At 77.1% G+C, this 15,984-nt stretch carries 17 protein-coding genes and 1 pseudogene; 11 read left to right on the forward strand and 7 right to left on the reverse strand.

The features are described from left to right. Positions 1-94 precede the first annotated feature (94 nt). A complete protein-coding gene (locus ACLQ20_RS11455; RefSeq protein WP_358119754.1) occupies positions 95-1,171 on the reverse strand; it encodes a spore photoproduct lyase family protein in 1,077 nt (358 codons plus the stop codon). Between the two features lie 86 nt (positions 1,172-1,257). Between ACLQ20_RS11455 and ACLQ20_RS11460 the strand changes: the two genes are divergently transcribed. After that, complete coding sequence (locus tag ACLQ20_RS11460) at positions 1,258-2,007, forward strand: DNA-formamidopyrimidine glycosylase family protein (RefSeq protein ID WP_327028733.1); 750 nt, start codon at positions 1,258-1,260, stop codon at positions 2,005-2,007. 123 nt (positions 2,008-2,130) lie between these two features. On the opposite strand, the gene ACLQ20_RS11465 is transcribed toward ACLQ20_RS11460, so the two are convergent. The 3 genes from ACLQ20_RS11465 to ACLQ20_RS11475 are packed head-to-tail and all read right to left on the reverse strand — an operon-like array spanning position 2,131 to position 3,498. Beyond that, positions 2,131-2,430, reverse strand: coding sequence for a BON domain-containing protein (locus ACLQ20_RS11465; RefSeq protein ID WP_327028732.1), 300 nt, complete (start codon positions 2,428-2,430; stop codon positions 2,131-2,133). Between the two features lie 55 nt (positions 2,431-2,485). After that, complete coding sequence (locus ACLQ20_RS11470) at positions 2,486-3,130, reverse strand: STAS domain-containing protein (protein WP_327028731.1); 645 nt, start codon at positions 3,128-3,130, stop codon at positions 2,486-2,488. Then, positions 3,127-3,498, reverse strand: coding sequence for a GlsB/YeaQ/YmgE family stress response membrane protein (locus ACLQ20_RS11475; RefSeq protein WP_192581595.1), 372 nt, complete (start codon positions 3,496-3,498; stop codon positions 3,127-3,129). The genes ACLQ20_RS11470 and ACLQ20_RS11475 overlap by 4 nt, the downstream gene beginning before the upstream one ends. A 173-nt stretch (positions 3,499-3,671) precedes the next feature. Between ACLQ20_RS11475 and ACLQ20_RS11480 the strand changes: the two genes are divergently transcribed. The 3 genes from ACLQ20_RS11480 (at position 3,672) to ACLQ20_RS11490 (ending at position 6,441) form a co-directional block, all read left to right on the forward strand. Beyond that, positions 3,672-4,346 (forward strand): response regulator transcription factor, encoded by a 675-nt coding sequence (locus tag ACLQ20_RS11480; RefSeq protein WP_151457378.1) that lies wholly within the window; start codon positions 3,672-3,674, stop codon positions 4,344-4,346. Continuing rightward, positions 4,343-5,698: a sensor histidine kinase gene (locus ACLQ20_RS11485; RefSeq protein ID WP_425855380.1), complete on the forward strand. Its 1,356-nt coding sequence runs from the start codon at positions 4,343-4,345 to the stop codon at positions 5,696-5,698. The genes ACLQ20_RS11480 and ACLQ20_RS11485 overlap by 4 nt, the downstream gene beginning before the upstream one ends. A gap of 197 nt (positions 5,699-5,895) precedes the next feature. Further along, on the forward strand, positions 5,896-6,441 hold the full coding sequence (locus tag ACLQ20_RS11490) for a GerMN domain-containing protein (RefSeq protein ID WP_327031236.1): 546 nt from the start codon (positions 5,896-5,898) through the stop codon (positions 6,439-6,441). A 214-nt stretch (positions 6,442-6,655) separates the two neighbouring features. Here ACLQ20_RS11490 and ACLQ20_RS11495 read toward each other — a convergent pair whose 3' ends face one another. Then, on the reverse strand, positions 6,656-8,422 hold the full coding sequence (locus ACLQ20_RS11495; RefSeq protein ID WP_425855382.1) for a sulfatase-like hydrolase/transferase: 1,767 nt from the start codon (positions 8,420-8,422) through the stop codon (positions 6,656-6,658). Positions 8,423-8,447: 25 nt separating this feature from the next. Further along, positions 8,448-9,200 (reverse strand): annotated as a pseudogene (locus tag ACLQ20_RS11500) (CDP-alcohol phosphatidyltransferase family protein); the annotation flags it as partial. Between the two features lie 92 nt (positions 9,201-9,292). Between ACLQ20_RS11500 and ACLQ20_RS11505 the strand changes: the two are divergent. Genes ACLQ20_RS11505 through ACLQ20_RS11535 form a run of 7 tightly spaced genes read left to right on the forward strand, consistent with a single transcriptional unit; the run spans position 9,293 to position 14,869 of the window. Next, positions 9,293-10,273 (forward strand): zinc-dependent alcohol dehydrogenase, encoded by a 981-nt coding sequence (locus ACLQ20_RS11505; RefSeq protein WP_151453120.1) that lies wholly within the window; start codon positions 9,293-9,295, stop codon positions 10,271-10,273. Between the two features lie 3 nt (positions 10,274-10,276). Beyond that, positions 10,277-10,675: a 6-pyruvoyl trahydropterin synthase family protein gene (locus ACLQ20_RS11510; protein ID WP_151453121.1), complete on the forward strand. Its 399-nt coding sequence runs from the start codon at positions 10,277-10,279 to the stop codon at positions 10,673-10,675. Further along, on the forward strand, positions 10,676-11,713 hold the full coding sequence (locus ACLQ20_RS11515; RefSeq protein ID WP_425855384.1) for a glycosyltransferase family 4 protein: 1,038 nt from the start codon (positions 10,676-10,678) through the stop codon (positions 11,711-11,713). It abuts the gene before it with no gap. Continuing rightward, positions 11,710-12,531, forward strand: a complete 822-nt coding sequence (locus ACLQ20_RS11520) for a methyltransferase domain-containing protein (protein ID WP_425855385.1) — start codon at positions 11,710-11,712, stop codon at positions 12,529-12,531. The genes ACLQ20_RS11515 and ACLQ20_RS11520 overlap by 4 nt, the downstream gene beginning before the upstream one ends. 58 nt (positions 12,532-12,589) lie before the next feature. Further along, the gene (locus ACLQ20_RS11525; protein ID WP_425855902.1) at positions 12,590-13,516 is read left to right on the forward strand and encodes a lysylphosphatidylglycerol synthase transmembrane domain-containing protein; all 927 of its coding nucleotides are present in this window, start codon (positions 12,590-12,592) and stop codon (positions 13,514-13,516) included. Positions 13,517-13,527: 11 nt separating this feature from the next. Beyond that, positions 13,528-14,184 (forward strand): GTP cyclohydrolase II, encoded by a 657-nt coding sequence (locus ACLQ20_RS11530; RefSeq protein WP_327028726.1) that lies wholly within the window; start codon positions 13,528-13,530, stop codon positions 14,182-14,184. Further along, positions 14,177-14,869 carry a RibD family protein gene (locus ACLQ20_RS11535; protein WP_151453125.1) on the forward strand — a complete coding sequence of 231 codons (693 nt, stop codon included), beginning with the start codon at positions 14,177-14,179 and terminating at the stop codon, positions 14,867-14,869. The genes ACLQ20_RS11530 and ACLQ20_RS11535 overlap by 8 nt, the downstream gene beginning before the upstream one ends. On the opposite strand, the gene ACLQ20_RS11540 is transcribed toward ACLQ20_RS11535, so the two are convergent. Then, positions 14,836-15,972 (reverse strand): FUSC family protein, encoded by a 1,137-nt coding sequence (locus ACLQ20_RS11540; RefSeq protein ID WP_425855387.1) that lies wholly within the window; start codon positions 15,970-15,972, stop codon positions 14,836-14,838. The two genes, ACLQ20_RS11535 and ACLQ20_RS11540, sit on opposite strands and share 34 nt — an antisense overlap. Between the last annotated feature and the right edge of the window lie 12 nt (positions 15,973-15,984).

Consider the following 15,984-nt stretch of genomic DNA (forward strand, 5'->3'; position numbering starts at 1 on the left):
GGTGTGGGAGAGTAGGACACCGCCGGACAATCTTTCAGTTCAGGGCCACCCCACAGGGGGTGGCCCTGAACTGCGTTCCGTGCACCGGAGCCCGTCAGAACGCGTAGCGGACCCGGCAGTACGGCGCCTTCGCGGCGATCAGGTCCGTCAACGCCGCCACGTAGGCGCCCTTGCTGCCGGTGCGGTACCGCACGTTCCAGCCGCCGGTCTGCGACCGCTTCGGCTGCTGGAGATCCGGCCGCCAGAGGATCTCCTCGGCCTTCGGGTGCCAGCCGAGGTTCACCTCGTGCAGCCGGTCGTTGTGGGTCAGGAAGATGACCTCGGCGGCGAGCTGCGCCTTGGCGGCGGGCCCGAGCGCGTCGTCGAGCTGGTCGAGCAGCTCCGCCCAGTCGTCCAGCCACCCGTCGCGGACCACCACCGGGCTGAAGTTGACGTGCACCTCGTAGCCGGCCGCGACGAAGTCGTCGACGGCGGCCAACCGCTCCGCGACCGGGGAGGTCCGGATGTCGAGCAGCTTGGCGTCGCGGGCCGGCATCAGCGAGAACCGGATGCGGGTCCGGCCCCGGGGATCCCAGTCGAGCAGGTCACGGTTGACGTGCTTCGTGGCGAACGTGGCCTTCGCCGTGGGCAGGCCCCGGAACAGGGTCACCAGGTCCCGGACGTTGTCGGAGATGCGGGCGTCCACCGAGCAGTCGGAGTTCTCGCCGATGTCGTAGACCCAGGCGGCGGGGTCGCACTGGTTCGGCTCACTTTTGACGCCCTGCCGGCCCACGTGCCGACCCAGGTAGCCGGCGATCCGGTCGATGTTGGCGAAGACCGTCACCGGGTTGCTGTAGCCCTTGCGGCGCGGCACGTAGCAGTAGGCGCACGCCATCGCGCAGCCGTTCGCCGTGGACGGGGCGATGAAGTCGGCCGAGCGGCCGTTCGGGCGGGCGGTCAGGGACTTCTTGACCCCCAGCACCAGGGCCTCCGTCTTGATCCGCACCCACCGGGCCACGTTCGTCTCGTCCCCGTACAACTCCGGGATGCGGGAGTGGCTCTCGACCTCGACGCGCTCCGCATCGGGAAAGCGCTCCAGCACGGCCCGCCCGCGGGGCAGCCCGGCGGCCTCCGGCTCTACGTAGATCCGCCGGATGTCGAACAGCCGCGGGTGCGGGACAACGTCGGTCACGAAAGGGACAACTGCGGACCGATCGCCGTTGTTCCCGCGCCCCGGACGCGCCGTTTTCGCGCCCGTGCCTCGGGTACCCGGGCCGCATGCCCGAGGGCCACCTCGTCCATCGGTACGCGCGCGAGCAGCACGCCGCCCTCGCCGGGCAGGTCCTCGCCGTGTCCAGCCCGCAGGGGCGTCTCGACGCCGGCCCGTACGACGGGCGGCGGTTGCGGGCGGTGGAGGCGTACGGCAAGCACCTGCTCTACCACGTCGATGACGCGCCGGCCCTGCACGTGCACCTCGGCATGCGCGGGCTGTTCCTGCGCCACGACGACCCGGCCGTCCCGCCCCGCAAGGGCGTCCGGCTGCGCCTGGCCCGCGCCGGCGTCGCGTACGACCTGATCGCGCCCATCCGCTGCGAACCGCTCCCGGACGACGGCGAGCGCGCGCTGCGGGCCTCGCTCGGCCCGGACCCGCTGCGCGCCGACGCCGACGGCGAGGACGCCGTACGCCGGCTCGGCGCCGCCAGGGGCGCGGTCGGCGCGGCGCTGCTCGACCAGGCGGTGTGGGCGGGCCTCGGCAACGTCTGGCGGGCGGAGCTGCTCTTCCTCGCCGGCCTCGACCCCGACGCCCGAGCGGTCGGGACGGCGCCGGCCCGCCGGCTGTGGGAGCTCGCCGTCGCGTACCTCACGCTGGGTCGCGACGCCGGCCAGGTGGTCAGCGACCCGGCGGCACCCGACGAGCGGTGGGTCTACAAGCGGCCGACCTGCCGGCACTGCGGCGCCCGGGTGCGCACGTGGCAGCTGGGCGGTCGCACGGCGTACGCCTGCCCGGTCGACCAGCCCGTGGCCTGACCGTCCCCGGGACGCCGGGACCGCCCTCGGCCGGGAGGACCGGTCCACCCGGCCGGACGCCGCGGCGGTCGTCGGGAGCGGGCGCTCAGTGAAGGGGCGGGTGTTCGGTGAAGGGGCCGGCGTTCAGTGGCGGGGCCGGCGCGAGGCGGCGAGCCGCAGGGCGTTGCAGACGTCGGCGACGCCCCGGACGTCCCAGGCGATCTCGCCGGCCACCCGCCGGGTCTCCGGCCCGGTCACGATGCCCGCGAGAATGACGACGCGGTTCTGTACGGTCACCACGATCTGCTGGCGGCGGGTGGTCCAGTCGCTGCTCAGCCGCTGGGCGACCAGCGCCGCCAACCGGCCGTCCTCGTCGTCCGGCGAGGGGCCCGGCGGCTCGGGGCGGAACCCGCCCTCGTCCGGGTACGGCCAGGGGATGAGCATGGCGTGCTTCCTCTCGATGGTCTGCGGGCCGGGCCGCCCGGGCCCGGCGGTCGGGTCAGCGGGACGACGCCTCGGTCGCCGCCGCCGCACGGCGGCCGCGCGGACCCGGCCCGGCGGCGACGGCCGCCAGCCCCGCGGTGTCACCTGCCCCGCCCGGGGAGAGCCGCCGGAGCGCCTCCTGCGGGCTCGCGAAGACCGGGAACAGCCCGTCGAGCCGCATGGTGTGCAGCACGGTGCGGATGAAACGGGACGGAGCGGCCAGGCAGAGCACGGCGCCACGCTCCCGGGCGTCGCGGTGGGCCCGGACGAGCAGCGCGAGCCCGCCGGCGTCGATGAGGCGCACCCGGGTCAGGTCGACCACCACGTGCCCGCCGACGTCCACCGCCTGCCGCAGGGCGGCCCGCAGCTCGTCGGCGGTGTCGACGTCGACGTTCCCGGCGGCCGTCACCGCCGCGACGTCGTCGAGATGGTCCACGCCCGGCGGCCCGCCCTGACCCGTGGCGTCGCCCCCGAGACCCGGCAGGCTGCACGGGGGACAGCGGTGCGGGCCCGTGGCGAACGGCGAGCCGCTCCAGCCGTGTTCGGCCACCAGGGTCCAGACGACCTCGGCGTCGGGCAGGACGCAGGCGGTGCCCGTGGTCGTGTCCCCGCAGCTGTCGCAGATCAACGTCATCAGGTGCTCGTCCGGTACGACGGTCATCGTGTCTTCCTCCACGGGAGGTCGGGCCGTGCCACGCGCCGGCCCGCGACCGGCGGCGTCTGGGCGGTGTCGAGGTCCGGCCCCGTCCCGCGCGGCGGGGCGGCGGCGCGCCGGGGACCGGCCGTGGCCGCCACGAGGGCGACGCCGACGACGGCCGAGGCGGCCGGCACGCCGACGCGCCACGCGCCCGACCGGTCGGTGTCGAGGCCGACGATGCGGGCCAGGATGACGCCGAGCAGCGCGGTGACGATCCCCGCCACCAGGGCCAGCCAGGCCGGCACCTCCCGCCGGCGCGGGGTCACCCACCAGCCCGCCCCGGCGACGAGGAGACCGACGGCGAGCGCGGTGAGGAGACCGGCGACGGTCATCTGGTCCCTCCTGCCGGGCCGGTCGGCCGACGGCAGCCGGCCCACGGGTGTTCCCCACCACCCTCGGCGCCGCCCGTGGCGCGGGTCACGCGGTTGTATGACAGTTGCGTGACAAAACCGTCGAACGCCGGACACGGTTGGGCGCCCGTCGCCGCCTTGGGGATGATGCCGGTATGACGGACGTGCTGGTGATCGAGGACGACGACCGGATCCGTCTGGCGTTGCTGCTCGCGCTCGAGGACGAGGGGTACCGCGTCCGGGGCGTGGCCACCGCCGAGGAGGGACTGCTGCGGCAGCGCCGGGAGCCGGCCGACACCGTACTGGTCGACCTGATGCTGCCGGGCCTCGACGGCTTCGAGTGCATCCGGCGGCTGCGCCGCGACGACGACGTGCCGATCGTGGTGGTCAGCGCCCGCGACGACACCCACGACATCGTCGCAGCGCTGGAGGCGGGGGCCGACGACTACGTGGTCAAGCCGGTGGCGATCAAGGAACTGTCGGCGCGGCTGCGCGCCCTACGGCGCCGGGCCCGGGCGGCGCCCGACCCCGTACCGGTGCTCACCTTCGGGCAGCTGGAGATCAGCCCGGACGCCGGGGAGGTACGCCTGGCGGGGCAGCCGGTGCCGGTCACCCGCACCGAGTTCCGGCTGCTGTGCGAGCTGGCCGAGCACGCCGGCCGGGTGCTGTCGCGCCACCAGCTGCTGCAACGGGTCTGGGGCTACGACACCGGTGACGAGCGGCTCGTCGACGTGCACGTGGGTCGGCTGCGACAGAAGATCGAGGACGATCCGGGCAACCCCCGGCACCTGGTCACCCTGCGCGGCCTCGGCTACAAGCTGACCCGGTGAGGCGCCTCGGACTGCGGGCCCGGGTGTCCGCCGGTTTCGCGGTCGGCGCACTGCTGCTGTCGGCCTCGATGGCGCTGGTCTCGTACGAACTGACCAGGCGATCCCTGCTGGACGAGCGGGAGCGCACCGCCGTGCGGGCGGCGTACTTCGACGCGGCGGTGGTGCGTACCGGCCTGGACACGGAGGCCCTCGACGTGGTGGAGGTGCTGCGGTCCCTCGACACCGGCGGCAACCGCCGGCCGCTGCTGCACCGCGGCGACGACTGGTACGCCCGTACGGCCGACGCCGGCCTGACCGCCGCCATCCCGGTCGACCTGCAACAGCTCGTCCACGCCGGGGAACCGGCCGTGCAGCGGGTCCGGGTCAACGGCCAGCCCACCCTGCTCGTCGGCCTGCCGCTGGCCCCGTCCACCAGCTACTACGAGCTGACGTCGCTGCGCGAGCTGGACCAGACCCTGCGGGTCCTGGCGCTGGCACTGACCGCCGTGGCCATCGTGGTCGCCGGGTCCGGCGCCGCCCTGGGCTGGTACGCCACCCGGCACAGCCTGCGGCCGCTGACGGCGGTGGCCGACGCCGCGCAGGAGATCGCGGCGGGCAACTTCTCCGCCCGGCTCGCCGCGACCACCGACCCCGACCTCACCCGGCTCTCCACGTCCTTCAACCACATGGTCGACCAGCTCTCCCGGCGTATCGAGCGGGACCGGCGCTTCGCCGCCGACGTCAGCCACGAGCTGCGCTCGCCGTTGCAGACCCTCTCGGCCGCGGCCAGCGTCCTGGCCCGTCGCCGGGCCCATCTCGATGAGCGCACCGCCACCGCCGCCGGCCTCGTGGCCGACGAGATCACCCGGTTCCAGCAGTTGGTCGACGACCTCATCCAGCTGGCCCGCAGCGACCAGCCGGTGGACCGGGCGCCGGTGGACGTGGCGGCGCTGGCCCGCCGCGCCTGTCAGGTCCGTGGGCTGCCGGCCACGCTCGTCCGGGTCGGCGCGGGTGTCCCGCCCACCTGGCTGGTCGACGAGCGTCGGGTCGAGCAGATCCTGGCCAACCTGGTCGACAACGCGCTGCGCCACGGCGGCGGGCCGGTGGCCGTGCGGCTGTCGCAGCGGGACGGGACGGGGATCGTGGAGGTCGACGACGAGGGGCCGGGCGTGCCGCCGGAGGACCGTGACCCCATCTTCGACCGTTTCGTCCGTGGCCGGGCCGCGCACTCGCGTGGCGACGGCGACGGCACCGGGCTCGGGCTGGCCATCGTCGCGCAGCACGCCGCCGCGCACCGGGGGCGGGCCGGCGCGGGCGACCGCCCCGGCGGGGGTGCCCGCTTCCGGGTCGAGCTGCCCGGGGTGCTGCCGTGACCCGCCGCGCGCCCGTGCAGCCGTCGCCCGCCGCGCCCGGCTCCCCGCCCGCGAACTCCCCGCTCGCCGCGACCGGTCGTGCCCCCGCGAGCCCTCCGCCCGCCGCGACCGGCCGCGCGCCCGCGAACCCCCCGCCCGCGAACCCCCCACCCGCGCGCCGCCCGGGCCGGTGGCGCGCCGTCGGCGGCGCGCTCGTCGTGCTGGGGCTGCTGGGCGGCTGCGGCGTCCCGACCGAGCGCGCCCCGCGCGCCGTGGCACCCCCGCCCGGGCCGTTCCCCTCGCCGGGGGCGATCGTGGCGACACCGACCCCCACCCTGACGGCGGGGCGGACGACGGAGGTGCTCTGCTTCGTCAGCGACGACCGGCTGGTCCGCGTCGAGCGTCGGGTCGACGGCACGCCCACCGTCGACGCCCAGCTCCAGCACCTGCTGGCCGGCCCGACCACCGCCGAGCGCGACCGGGGCCTGACGACGGCGCTGCCCGGGGCCGTGCCGGTCGCCGCTGCCCGGCCGCGGGGCAACGAGGTCGACGTGGACCTCGGCGGGGCCGGCGACGAGACGGGCCGCAGCGACGAGGTCCTCGCCTTCGGGCAGATCGTCTGCACCCTGACCGCCCGTTCCGACGTCGACACCGTGGCCTTCTTCCGGGGCGGGGCCCCGCTGGGGGTGCCGCGCGCCGACGGGTCGCTGTCCCGGCGACCCCTGGCCGCCGACGACTACGCCGGCCTCGTGGCACCCCGCTGACGGAACCGGCCCGTGCCGCGGACGCCCCGCCGGGACCTGCCCGACGGCGGCCTCCGTCCGGTGCCCCGACGGCGGCCTTGTCCGGTGCCCCGGAGGCGGGCCGGCGGTGTCCCGACGCGGCCTGCCCGCGCTCCGGCGCCGGCCCGTTCGGCTCCCGAAGGCGCTCCGCCGGGCGTCCCGGGGGCGGGCCGCCCACGGTGTCGCGCGGGCGGGGTCAGCCGCCGAAGGCGGTGAGGAACCGGTCGCGGAAGGCGTCCATCGGCCAGACCGGCGCGCGTGGCCCGGGCCGGAGTCCGTCGTCCCAGCCCCATCCCGAGATCCGGTCGAGCACGGCCGGGTCCCGGGCGACGACGGTGACCGGCACGTCCCGGCTCGCCCGGGCGCCGGTGACGACCGGGGCGGGCTGGTGGTCGCCGAGGAAGACCAGCACCAGGTCGTCGTCGCCGTGGGCCTCCAGGTAGGACACGAGGGTGCCCAGGGAGTACTCGACGGACCGGCGGTAGCCGGCGCGGGGCTGCGCCGACGGGTTGCCGGTGGTCTCGCCGTGGAAGACGGTCCCGTCGCCGACCCGCGACCAGTCGACGAGGCGCGGGATCTTCGTCCAGGGGGAGTGGCTGGACACGAGCGCGATCTCGGCCATCACCGGGGCGCGATCCGCCCGGGAGCGTTCCAGGCGCTCGAAGGTCGCCAGGGTGTACTGGTCGGGCATCGGGGCGTAGCTGAACTTCGGCCCCCGGTAGCCGAGGCTGCGGGCGTCGTAGAAGGCCTCGTAGCCGAAGAAGGCCCCCTCCGGCCAGGGTCGGGCGGCGGCCGGCATCACACCCACCGTGCGCCAGCCGGCCCGCCGGAAGGCGCCGCCCAGCGTCAACCGGTCGCTGGCCAGCAGGCTGCGGTGCCGCTGGTCGTTGTCCACCCACATGCCGGACAGCAGCGTGGCGTGGGCCAGCCAGCTGCCGCCGCCGGTGGTCGGCGAGGTGAGGAACCCGCTGCGCGAGGCGAAGCCGGCGGCCCGCAGCCGGCGGTCCCCGTCGGCCAGCACGGCGCCCACGCCCGGGGCGTACTCCGGGTTCTCCACCGCGTCGCGCCCGTAGCTCTCCACGAAGGCGACCACCACGTCCTTGCCGCGCAGCGCGGTCAGCAGGCGGTCGCCGGGGGCGTCCCGGAACGCGTCGACGCCGACCTGGGCCGCGAAGACCTCCCGGTCGCGCAGCCGGGCGCGTACCTGGCGGGCGTGGTCGCCGACCAGCTCGGTCGCGGCGGCGTCGGCCACCGGCACGCCGGGGGACACGCGCACGCCGAACGTGGCGCAGGCCAGCCAGATCACCACCAGTGCGGCGACCATGCGCCGGGTGGCGGCGCGGTGCCGCACCAGCAGGGGGGTCAGCCGCAGCACGGACCGCGTCGTCGCGAGGAGCACGGCGGCGAGCAGCAGCACGGCCGCGACGACCGCCCCGGCGGCGCCCGCCCGCCCGGCCGAATCGGTGAGGAACCCGAGCGCGTCGTCGAGCAGGGCCCAGTCGAGCACCAGGTCGAAGGGGCGGCCGAGGGTCGCGAGGAAGCCCAGGTCGGCGACCTTCAGCAGGGCCAGCAACCCGAGCAGCGCGCCCGCGAGCGCCGCCACCGGCCGCCGCGCGCGGGCCGGCAGGGCGAGCAGCACGGCGACCACGAGCAGACCTTCGAGGGGCACCCGCACGAACGCGCCGGGTGTGAGCCGGGCGGGCTGGTGCGGCGCGGTCAGGGCGACCAGCACGAGCAGGGCGGCCAGCGCGGTCGTCACCCGCGCCGCGCCCCGCCGCCTCCCGCCCGCTCCTTCGGAGGTACGGCCGCGCGCCCCGACAGCCGACCGGCCGGTCCCGGGCGGCGACGAGGGCCGGTCGTTCGCGGGCGGCGACGAGGTTGCGGGGGGCGACGAGGGCCGGCCGTTCGTGCGCGGGGACGAGGGCGGCTCGGTCCCGGGCGGCGACGGGGGGCGGTCAGTCACGGGCGGTGACGAGGTCGGGGCGTACCGCCGCGGGCCGGATCCGGCGGCGCGGGGCGCCCGGTGACACCGCCCAGACCGAGCGGCGCCGCCACAGCCACCCGACGTCGCGGCCGAACGACTCGACGAGCAGGGCCAGCGCGACCGTCAGCACCAGCGCGTCGCCCGGTCCGGGCAGCACCCCGGCAGCCGCGACCAGCAGCAGCACGCCCTGCGCCGCCGCGACGACCTTGCGCCAGTACCTCGGGGGCAGCGGCCGGCGCAGCCAGGGCAGCACCCACCCGGCGGCGACGAACGCGTACCGCATGGCGCCGAGGGCGAGCACCCAGGCACCCACGGCGGGCGCGACGGCCGCCCCGAGGACGAGGATGAGGAACGCGTCGACCTCCATGTCGAAGCGGGCCCCCAGCGCGCTGGCGGTGCCGGTGCGCCGGGCCACGTACCCGTCGACGGCGTCGAGGGCCAGCGCCACGGCGGTGAGGGCGACCAGCACCCCGACCGACGCGGCCCGGTCGACGGCGGTCGGGGCGAGCGCGTCCCCGGTCAGCGCCGTCACGCCGCCGACGAGGAGCGCCCGGGCCAGCGTCACCCGGTCGGCCGGCCCGAGGGCGTGCGAGCCCGACCGGCGCAGCCCCCGGTCGAGGATCAGGCACAGCGCCGCCCCGTACGCGGCCCCGGCGAGCCAGCCCACCGGGCCGAGACCGACCGTCGCGGCCAGCCCCGCCAGCAGGACAATCTGGACGATCAGCCCGATCGCCGGGTCTTTTCGAACCGTGGGCACCGTGCCTCCGTGTCTATCGTCGACGACATCCGACAGGAACTACGGGAAATACCGCCGTTCGGTTCGCCCCGGATGCGGGTGAGGAGGAGCCGGTGACCGGTGAGGCGCGCGCCTTCTGGCTGCGTACGCCCGGCGAGGGTGAGATCCGGTCGGCACCGCTCGCCGACCCCGGCCCGGACGAGGTGCTCGTCCGCAGCCGGTACTCCGGCGTCAGCCGGGGCACGGAGACGCTGGTCTTCGCCGGCCGCGTCCCCGCCGACCAGCACGCGGCGATGCGCGCCCCGTTCCAGGAGGGGGACTTCCCGGCGCCGGTGAAGTACGGCTACCTCAACGTGGGGGTGGTCGAGCGGGGCCCGGACGAGCTGCGGGGCCGGACCGTGTTCTGCCTGCACCCGCACCAGACCGCGTACGTGGTCCCGGCCGGCGCGGTGGTGCCCGTGCCGGACGCGGTGCCGCCCGCCCGCGCGGTGCTCGCCGGGACGGTGGAGACGGCGGTGAACGCGCTCTGGGACGCCGCGCCCCTGGTCGGCGACCGGGTGAGCGTGGTCGGCGGCGGCATGGTCGGCTGCTGCGTGGCGGCGCTGCTCGCCCGCTTCCCGGGCGTGCGGGTGGAGCTGGTCGACACCGACCCGGCCCGGGCGACCGTCGCCGCCGCACTCGGCGTCGGCTTCGCCCCGCCGGAGGAGGCCGCCGGCGGGCGGGACCTCGTGGTGCACGCCAGCGCCACCGCCGCCGGCCTGCAACGCTCGCTGGAGCTGCTCCGGCCGGAGGGCACCGTCGTCGAGCTGAGCTGGTACGGCGACCGCACCGTCGCGCTGGCGCTGGGCGGGGCGTTCCACTCCGGACGGCTGAGCGTGCGCGGCAGCCAGGTGGGCGCCGTCGCGCCGGCCCGACGGGGCAGCCGCAGCTTCGCCGACCGGCTGGGGCTCGCCCTGGAGCTGCTCGCCGATCCCGCCTTCGACGCGCTGCTCACCGGCGAGTCCCGCTTCGCGGAGCTGCCCGACGTGCTGGCCCGGCTGACCGCCGGCAGTCTCCCCGCACTGTGCCACCTCATCACCTACGACGGAGAGTGACCCGTGTTCAGCGTGACCGTACGAGACCACATGATGATCGCCCACAGCTTCCGGGGGGAGGTGTTCGGCCCGGCGCAGCGCCTGCACGGGGCGACCTTCGTCGTGGACGCCACCTTCCGCCGCCCCGACCTCGACGCCGACGGCGTGGTGGTCGACATCGGGCTCGCCACCGACCAGCTCAAGGCGGTGCTCGGGGAACTGACCTACCGCAACCTCGACGACGACCCGGCCTTCGCCGGGGTGAACACGACCACCGAGGTGCTGGCCCGCGCGGTCGCCGACCGTCTCGCCGAGCGGGTACGCGCCGGCGACCTCGGCGCGGGCGCGCGCGCCCTGGCCGGCATCACCGTCACGCTGCACGAGTCGCACGTCGCCTGGGCCAGCTACGAACGGTCGCTCTGAATGGCGACGGTGCACGTCGTGCTGCCGAACGACATCGACGACCCGGCCGAGCCGAGCGGCGGCAACGGCTACGACCGCCGGCTCTGCCGGGGCCTCGCGGCGGCCGGCTGGACGGTCCGCGAACACGCCGTGCCCGGCGACTGGCCCCGCCCCGACCGGGCTGCCCGCGCCGGGCTCGCCACGGTGCTCGCGGCGCTGCCCGACGGGTCGCCGGTCCTGCTCGACGGGCTGGTCGCCTCCTGCGTGCCGGAGGTGCTCGCCCCACACGCCCCGCGGCTGCGCCTCGTCGTCCTCGTGCACCTGCCGCTGGAGCACGACGCCGAGGCCGCCGCCCTGGCCGCCGCCGACGCGGTCGTCACCACCAGCGAGTGGACCCGGCGGCGGCTGCTCGACCGGTACGCGCTGCCGGCCGACCGGGTGCACGTCGCCCGGCCCGGCGTGGACCCGGCCCCGCCCGCGCCCGGGTCACCGGCCGGCGGAAACCTGCTCTGCGTCGCCGCCCTCGCCCCGCACAAGGGGCACGACGTGCTGGTGGAGGCACTGGCGGCGGTCGCCGACCTGCCCTGGGGCTGTGTCTGCGTGGGGCCGCTGACCCGGGACCCGGGGTTCGTGGCGGCCCTGCGGCGGCGGGTGACCGGGCACGGTCTCGCCGACCGGGTGCGCCTGGTCGGCCCGCGCACCGGGGCGGCCCTGCACGCCGCATACGCCGCCGCCGACCTGCTGGTGCTGGCCTCGCGCCGGGAGACGTACGGGATGGTGGTCACCGAGGCCCTCGCGCGGGGCGTGCCGGTGCTCGCCACGGCGGCCGGCGGGCTGCCCGAGGCACTGGGCCGCGCGCCCGACGGCGCGGCGCCGGGACTGCTCGTGCCGCCCGACGACCCGGCGGCCCTGGCCGGCGCGCTGCGGCGCTGGCTCGGCGAGCCCGACCTGCGTCGGGCGCTGCGGCGGGCGGCGCGCGGGCGGCGGCGCACGCTCGACGACTGGACGGTTCCCGCGACCGTCGCGGGCGCGGTGCTGGCCGGGACGGCCGCGGCATGACCGGGCACCTGCCGCCGCGCTTCGCGCACTGGCTGGCGCTGCGGGAGCCCGCCGACGCGGCGGCCCGCGCCGAGGACCTGGTGGACCTGGTCCGCCCCCGGCTGGCCGGCGCCGGACCGCTCGTCGTGCACGACCTCGGCGCCGGCACCGGCGCGATGGCCCGGTGGCTCGCGCCGCGACTGCCCGGCCCGCAGCACTGGATCCTGCACGACCGGGACGCCGACCTGCTCGCCCGCGCGGCCGCCGGGATGCCCGCCGCCGGCGACGGCGGCCCGGTCACCGTCGAGGTCCGCCGCGGCGACCTCACCCGGCTGGCGGCCGCCGACCTGGCCGACGCGTCGCTGGTCACCGCGTCCGCGCTGCTGGACATGCTCACCGCGGCGGAGGTCGAGCGGCTCGTCGCGGCCTGCGCCGGGGCGGGCCGCCCGGCCCTGCTGGCCCTGTCGGTGACCGGCCAGGTGCGGCTCACTCCGGCGGATCCGTGGGACGGGCGGATCGCCGCCGCGTTCAACGACCACCAGCGACGCACGGTCGACGGGCGCGCCCTGCTCGGGCCGGACGCCGTGCACGCCTGCGCGGCGGCGTTCGCCCGGCACGGCGTCGACGTGGTCCTGCGGCCCAGCCCGTGGCGGCTCGGCCCGCAGCGGGCGGAGCTGGTTGGCGAGTGGTTCACCGGCTGGCTCGACGCCGCCTGCGAGCAGCGGCCCGAGCTGACGGGCCCGACTCGGGCGTACGCCCGCCGGCGCCGCGCCGAGATCGCTGCCGGCCGGCTCGACGTGCTGGTCGAGCACCTCGACCTGCTGGCCGGCTGTGGCTGAACCGGGCGCCCCGCCGGTGCGCGCCCACCGGCGAGGCGAGCGTCCGGGACGGGTCCGGCTGGTGGCGCGCCGGTGCTGGCCATGGGTGCGGACGCTCGGCGGCGGGGGCGTGCTGGCCGTGCTGCTGGGCTGGCTGGGCGCCGGCCCGTTCCTCGCCGGGCTCCGCCTGGTCGACGGCCCGGCGCTGGCCGCCGCCGTCGCCATCGGAGCGCTGACCACAGGCTGCTGCGCCTGGCGGTGGAGCCTCGTCGCCAACGGGCTGGGGGTGCGGCTGCCGCTGCCGACGGCGCTCGCGCACTGCTACCGGGCGGTGTTTCTGAACTCGACTCTCCCCGGCGGTGTGCTCGGCGACGTGCACCGGGCGGTGCGGCACGGCCGCGACGTCGGCGACGTCGGCCGGGGGGTGCGCGCGGTGGTGTGGGAACGCGTCGCCGGGCAGGTCGTGCTCGCCGCCGTGGCGGTGGTCGTGCTCGCCGCGTTCCCGTCGCCGGTGCGGCCCCACCTGCCGGCGGTGGCGGCGCTGCTGGCCGCCGCCGGGCTGGGCGTCGTCCTGCTGGCCCGCGCGCTGCCCACCGCCGGGCCGTCGCGGTGGGCGCGCGCGGCGCGTGCGGCGGTGGCCGACGTGCGCGCCGGGCTGCTCGGCCGCCGCGCCTGGCTGGGCGTGCTCGTGGCCTCCACCGTGGCCGTCGCCGGCCACCTCGCGACGTTCGTGCTGGCCGCGCGTACCGCCGGCTCCACCGCGCCGCTGACCCTGCTGGTGCCGCTGACCCTGCTGGCGCTGCTGGCCATGGGGGTGCCGGTGAACGTCGCCGGCTTCGGCCCCCGCGAGGGCGTGGCCGCGTGGGCGTTCGGCGCCGCCGGCCTGAGCGCCGCCGAGGGCGTCGCCACCGCCACGGTGTACGGGGTCCTGGTGCTCGCCGCCAGCCTGCCCGGCGCCGCCGTCCTGCTGGTCCGCCGTGCCCGCGTGCCCGCCGGCACCGTCTGACGAGGAGCCCGATGTCCGAATCCCCGCCCGCCGCCACGGTCCGTACGCAGGTCACCGTGCCGCTGCGGTTCCCCGACGGATACCTCACCACCGCCCGGGTGTTCTCCTTCGACGGTCTCGTGGACGGCCGGGAGCACCTCGCGTTCGGCCTGGGTGACCGGGCCGGCCCCGTCGACAGGGCCACGGCGCGCCCGTCGCCGCCGCTGGTCCGCCCGCACAGCGAGTGCCTGACCGGGGACGTGTTCGGCAGCCGGCGCTGCGACTGCGGCCCCCAACTGCGCGAGGCGGTCGAACGCATCGCCGACGCCGGCGGCTACCTGCTCTACCTGCGGCAGGAGGGACGCGGCATCGGCCTGTACGCCAAGCTCGACGCGTACGCGTTGCAGGACGCCGGGCTGGACACCTACGAGGCGAACCTGGCGCTGGGCCACCAGCCCGACGAGCGGGACTACACCGTGGCCGCGCAGATGCTCGCCGCTTTGGGCGTGGACCGGGCCGCCCTGCTGAGCAACAACCCGGACAAGGCGGCACAGCTTCAGCGGCTCGGGGTGACGGTCACCGCGCGCGTACCCACCGGGGTGCACCTGTCCCCGGCGAACGCCGGCTACCTGGCGGCGAAGGCCGGGCGTGGCGGGCACGCCCTCGACCTGCCCTTCGTCCGTGACTGACCGCCCGTACGTCCTGCTCAGCTGCGCCACGTCGATGGACGGCTACCTCGACGACGCGAGCGGGCAGCGGCTGCTGCTGTCCAACGAGGCCGACCTGGACCGGGTCGACGCGGTCCGGGCGGGCTGCGACGCGATCCTGGTCGGCGCGGGCACGGTCCGCCGCGACGACCCGCGTCTGCTGGTCCGTTCCGCGCGGCGGCGCGCCGAACGGGTCGCGCGGGGCCTGCCCGCCTCCCCGACCAAGGTGACGGTGACCGGCTGCGGCGACCTGGACCCGACGGCCCGCTTCTTCACCACCGGCGACGCCGACCGGATCGTCTACTGTGCCACCCCGGCCGTGGCGAAGACGGGGGAGCGGCTGGCGGGCCGGGCCACCGTGGTGGACGCGGGCGAGCCGGTGGACCCGGCGTGGCTGCTGGCGGACCTGGCTGGCCGGGGCGTGGACCGGCTGATGGTGGAGGGCGGGGCGAGCGTGCTCGGGCAGTTCCTCACCGCGGGCCTCGCCGACGAGCTGCACCTGGTCCTGGCCCCGTTCTTCGTCGGTGACGGGCGGGCGCCCCGGTTCGTCGGCGACGGGAGCTTCCCCTGGCATCCCGGTCGCCGGGCGCGGGTGGCGGAGACCCGCCAGATCGGCGACGTCGTGCTGGTCCGCTACGCGCTCTCGGAGCGCTGCGACGCCACCTGAGCGGGCACCACCCCGAGCGCCTCGTCCACCCGCTCCAGCACGGCGACGTCGTCGTGGCCGACCCCGCGCAGCAGGTCGATGGCGGTCGCCCGGATCTGGCCGACGATCATCGTGACGGGCAGCGCCGGGTCGGACGCGAGCAGCCGGCCGGCGACCCGGACCGCGGTCATGGCCGCCTCGTCGGCCCGGGCGGCGTGCCGGGCGGCGTCCTCGCCGGTCAGGTCCGTCGCGACGGCCTCGCCAGCGGCGCGTACGGCGGCGGCCAGGGCGGGGATCGCGTCGCCCAGTTCCGGCGGCGTGTCGGTGCACAGCCGGGTCAGCGTCACCCCGGCGCGGGCCAGGACCCGGACGTTGCGCACGGCGTAGTCCAGCTGCCGGGCGGTCGCCTCCACCTCCCGTACCTGCCCGACGTGCCGCCGCCGGCGGACCCGGAACCGCAGCGTCTCCCCGGTGGCCCGGACCGCCGTGCGCAGCCGGTCCACGCAGTCGTCCAGTTCCCGGGCCCGGTCCAGCGCGGTCCGGGCGGCGGTCTCGTCGCAGCGGGCGAGCGCGTCGTCGAGCGCGTCGAGCACCTCGGCGAGGTCGGCGAAGCTCTGCCGGGCCTCCCGCACCAGCGGGGCGAGGGGGTCGCGGGCCGCCAGGAGCTGGCTCGCGGCCAGCGCGACCACGCCGCCGATCAGCGCGTCAACGAATCGGAAGGGCATCAGCGTGCCGCTGGGCGCGGCGACCGCCACCAGGTACATCGCGGAGACCGCCGCCTGCACCACGAGGGTGGTGCGCGCCCCGATCGCCACCATCAGGCCGGTGGTCAGCAGCAGCACCAGGAAGACGGTGCCGGTGCCGGGGCCGAGCGCGTACACCAGCAGCTCGGCGACGAGCACCCCGGCCGCGACCCCGAGCAGGATCTCCACCGTCTGCCGGACCCGCCGCCCCCGTGCCTCGCCGAGGACGACCAGCGCGGCCGTGGGCGCGAAGAACGGGTCCGGGTGGCCGATCACCCGCGCGGCGAGCATCCAGGCGACGGTCGCGGCGAGGGTCAGCTCGACCACGGTCATGCCGTCGGCGCGGATCCGCCCGCGCGCGCCCCGCCACCACTGTCGCACCGTCGGCACTCC

The organism is Micromonospora sp. DT46 (genome assembly GCF_049841735.1).
GTDB lineage: Bacteria > Actinomycetota > Actinomycetes > Mycobacteriales > Micromonosporaceae > Micromonospora > Micromonospora reichwaldensis.

Bases quoted from the DNA above. Each gene is read 5' to 3' on its own strand.
- ACLQ20_RS11475 (WP_192581595.1), bottom strand. From the start codon at position 3,498: ATGACCGTCGCCGGTCTCCTCACCGCGCTCGCCGTCGGTCTCCTCGTC.
- ACLQ20_RS11520 (WP_425855385.1), top strand. From the start codon at position 11,710: ATGACCGGGCACCTGCCGCCGCGCTTCGCGCACTGGCTGGCGCTGCGG.
- ACLQ20_RS11515 (WP_425855384.1), top strand. From the start codon at position 10,676: ATGGCGACGGTGCACGTCGTGCTGCCGAACGACATCGACGACCCGGCC.
- ACLQ20_RS11530 (WP_327028726.1), top strand. From the start codon at position 13,528: ATGTCCGAATCCCCGCCCGCCGCCACGGTCCGTACGCAGGTCACCGTG.
- ACLQ20_RS11460 (WP_327028733.1), top strand. From the start codon at position 1,258: ATGCCCGAGGGCCACCTCGTCCATCGGTACGCGCGCGAGCAGCACGCC.
- ACLQ20_RS11480 (WP_151457378.1), top strand. From the start codon at position 3,672: ATGACGGACGTGCTGGTGATCGAGGACGACGACCGGATCCGTCTGGCG.
- ACLQ20_RS11465 (WP_327028732.1), bottom strand. From the start codon at position 2,430: ATGCTCATCCCCTGGCCGTACCCGGACGAGGGCGGGTTCCGCCCCGAG.
- ACLQ20_RS11470 (WP_327028731.1), bottom strand. From the start codon at position 3,130: ATGACCGTCGTACCGGACGAGCACCTGATGACGTTGATCTGCGACAGC.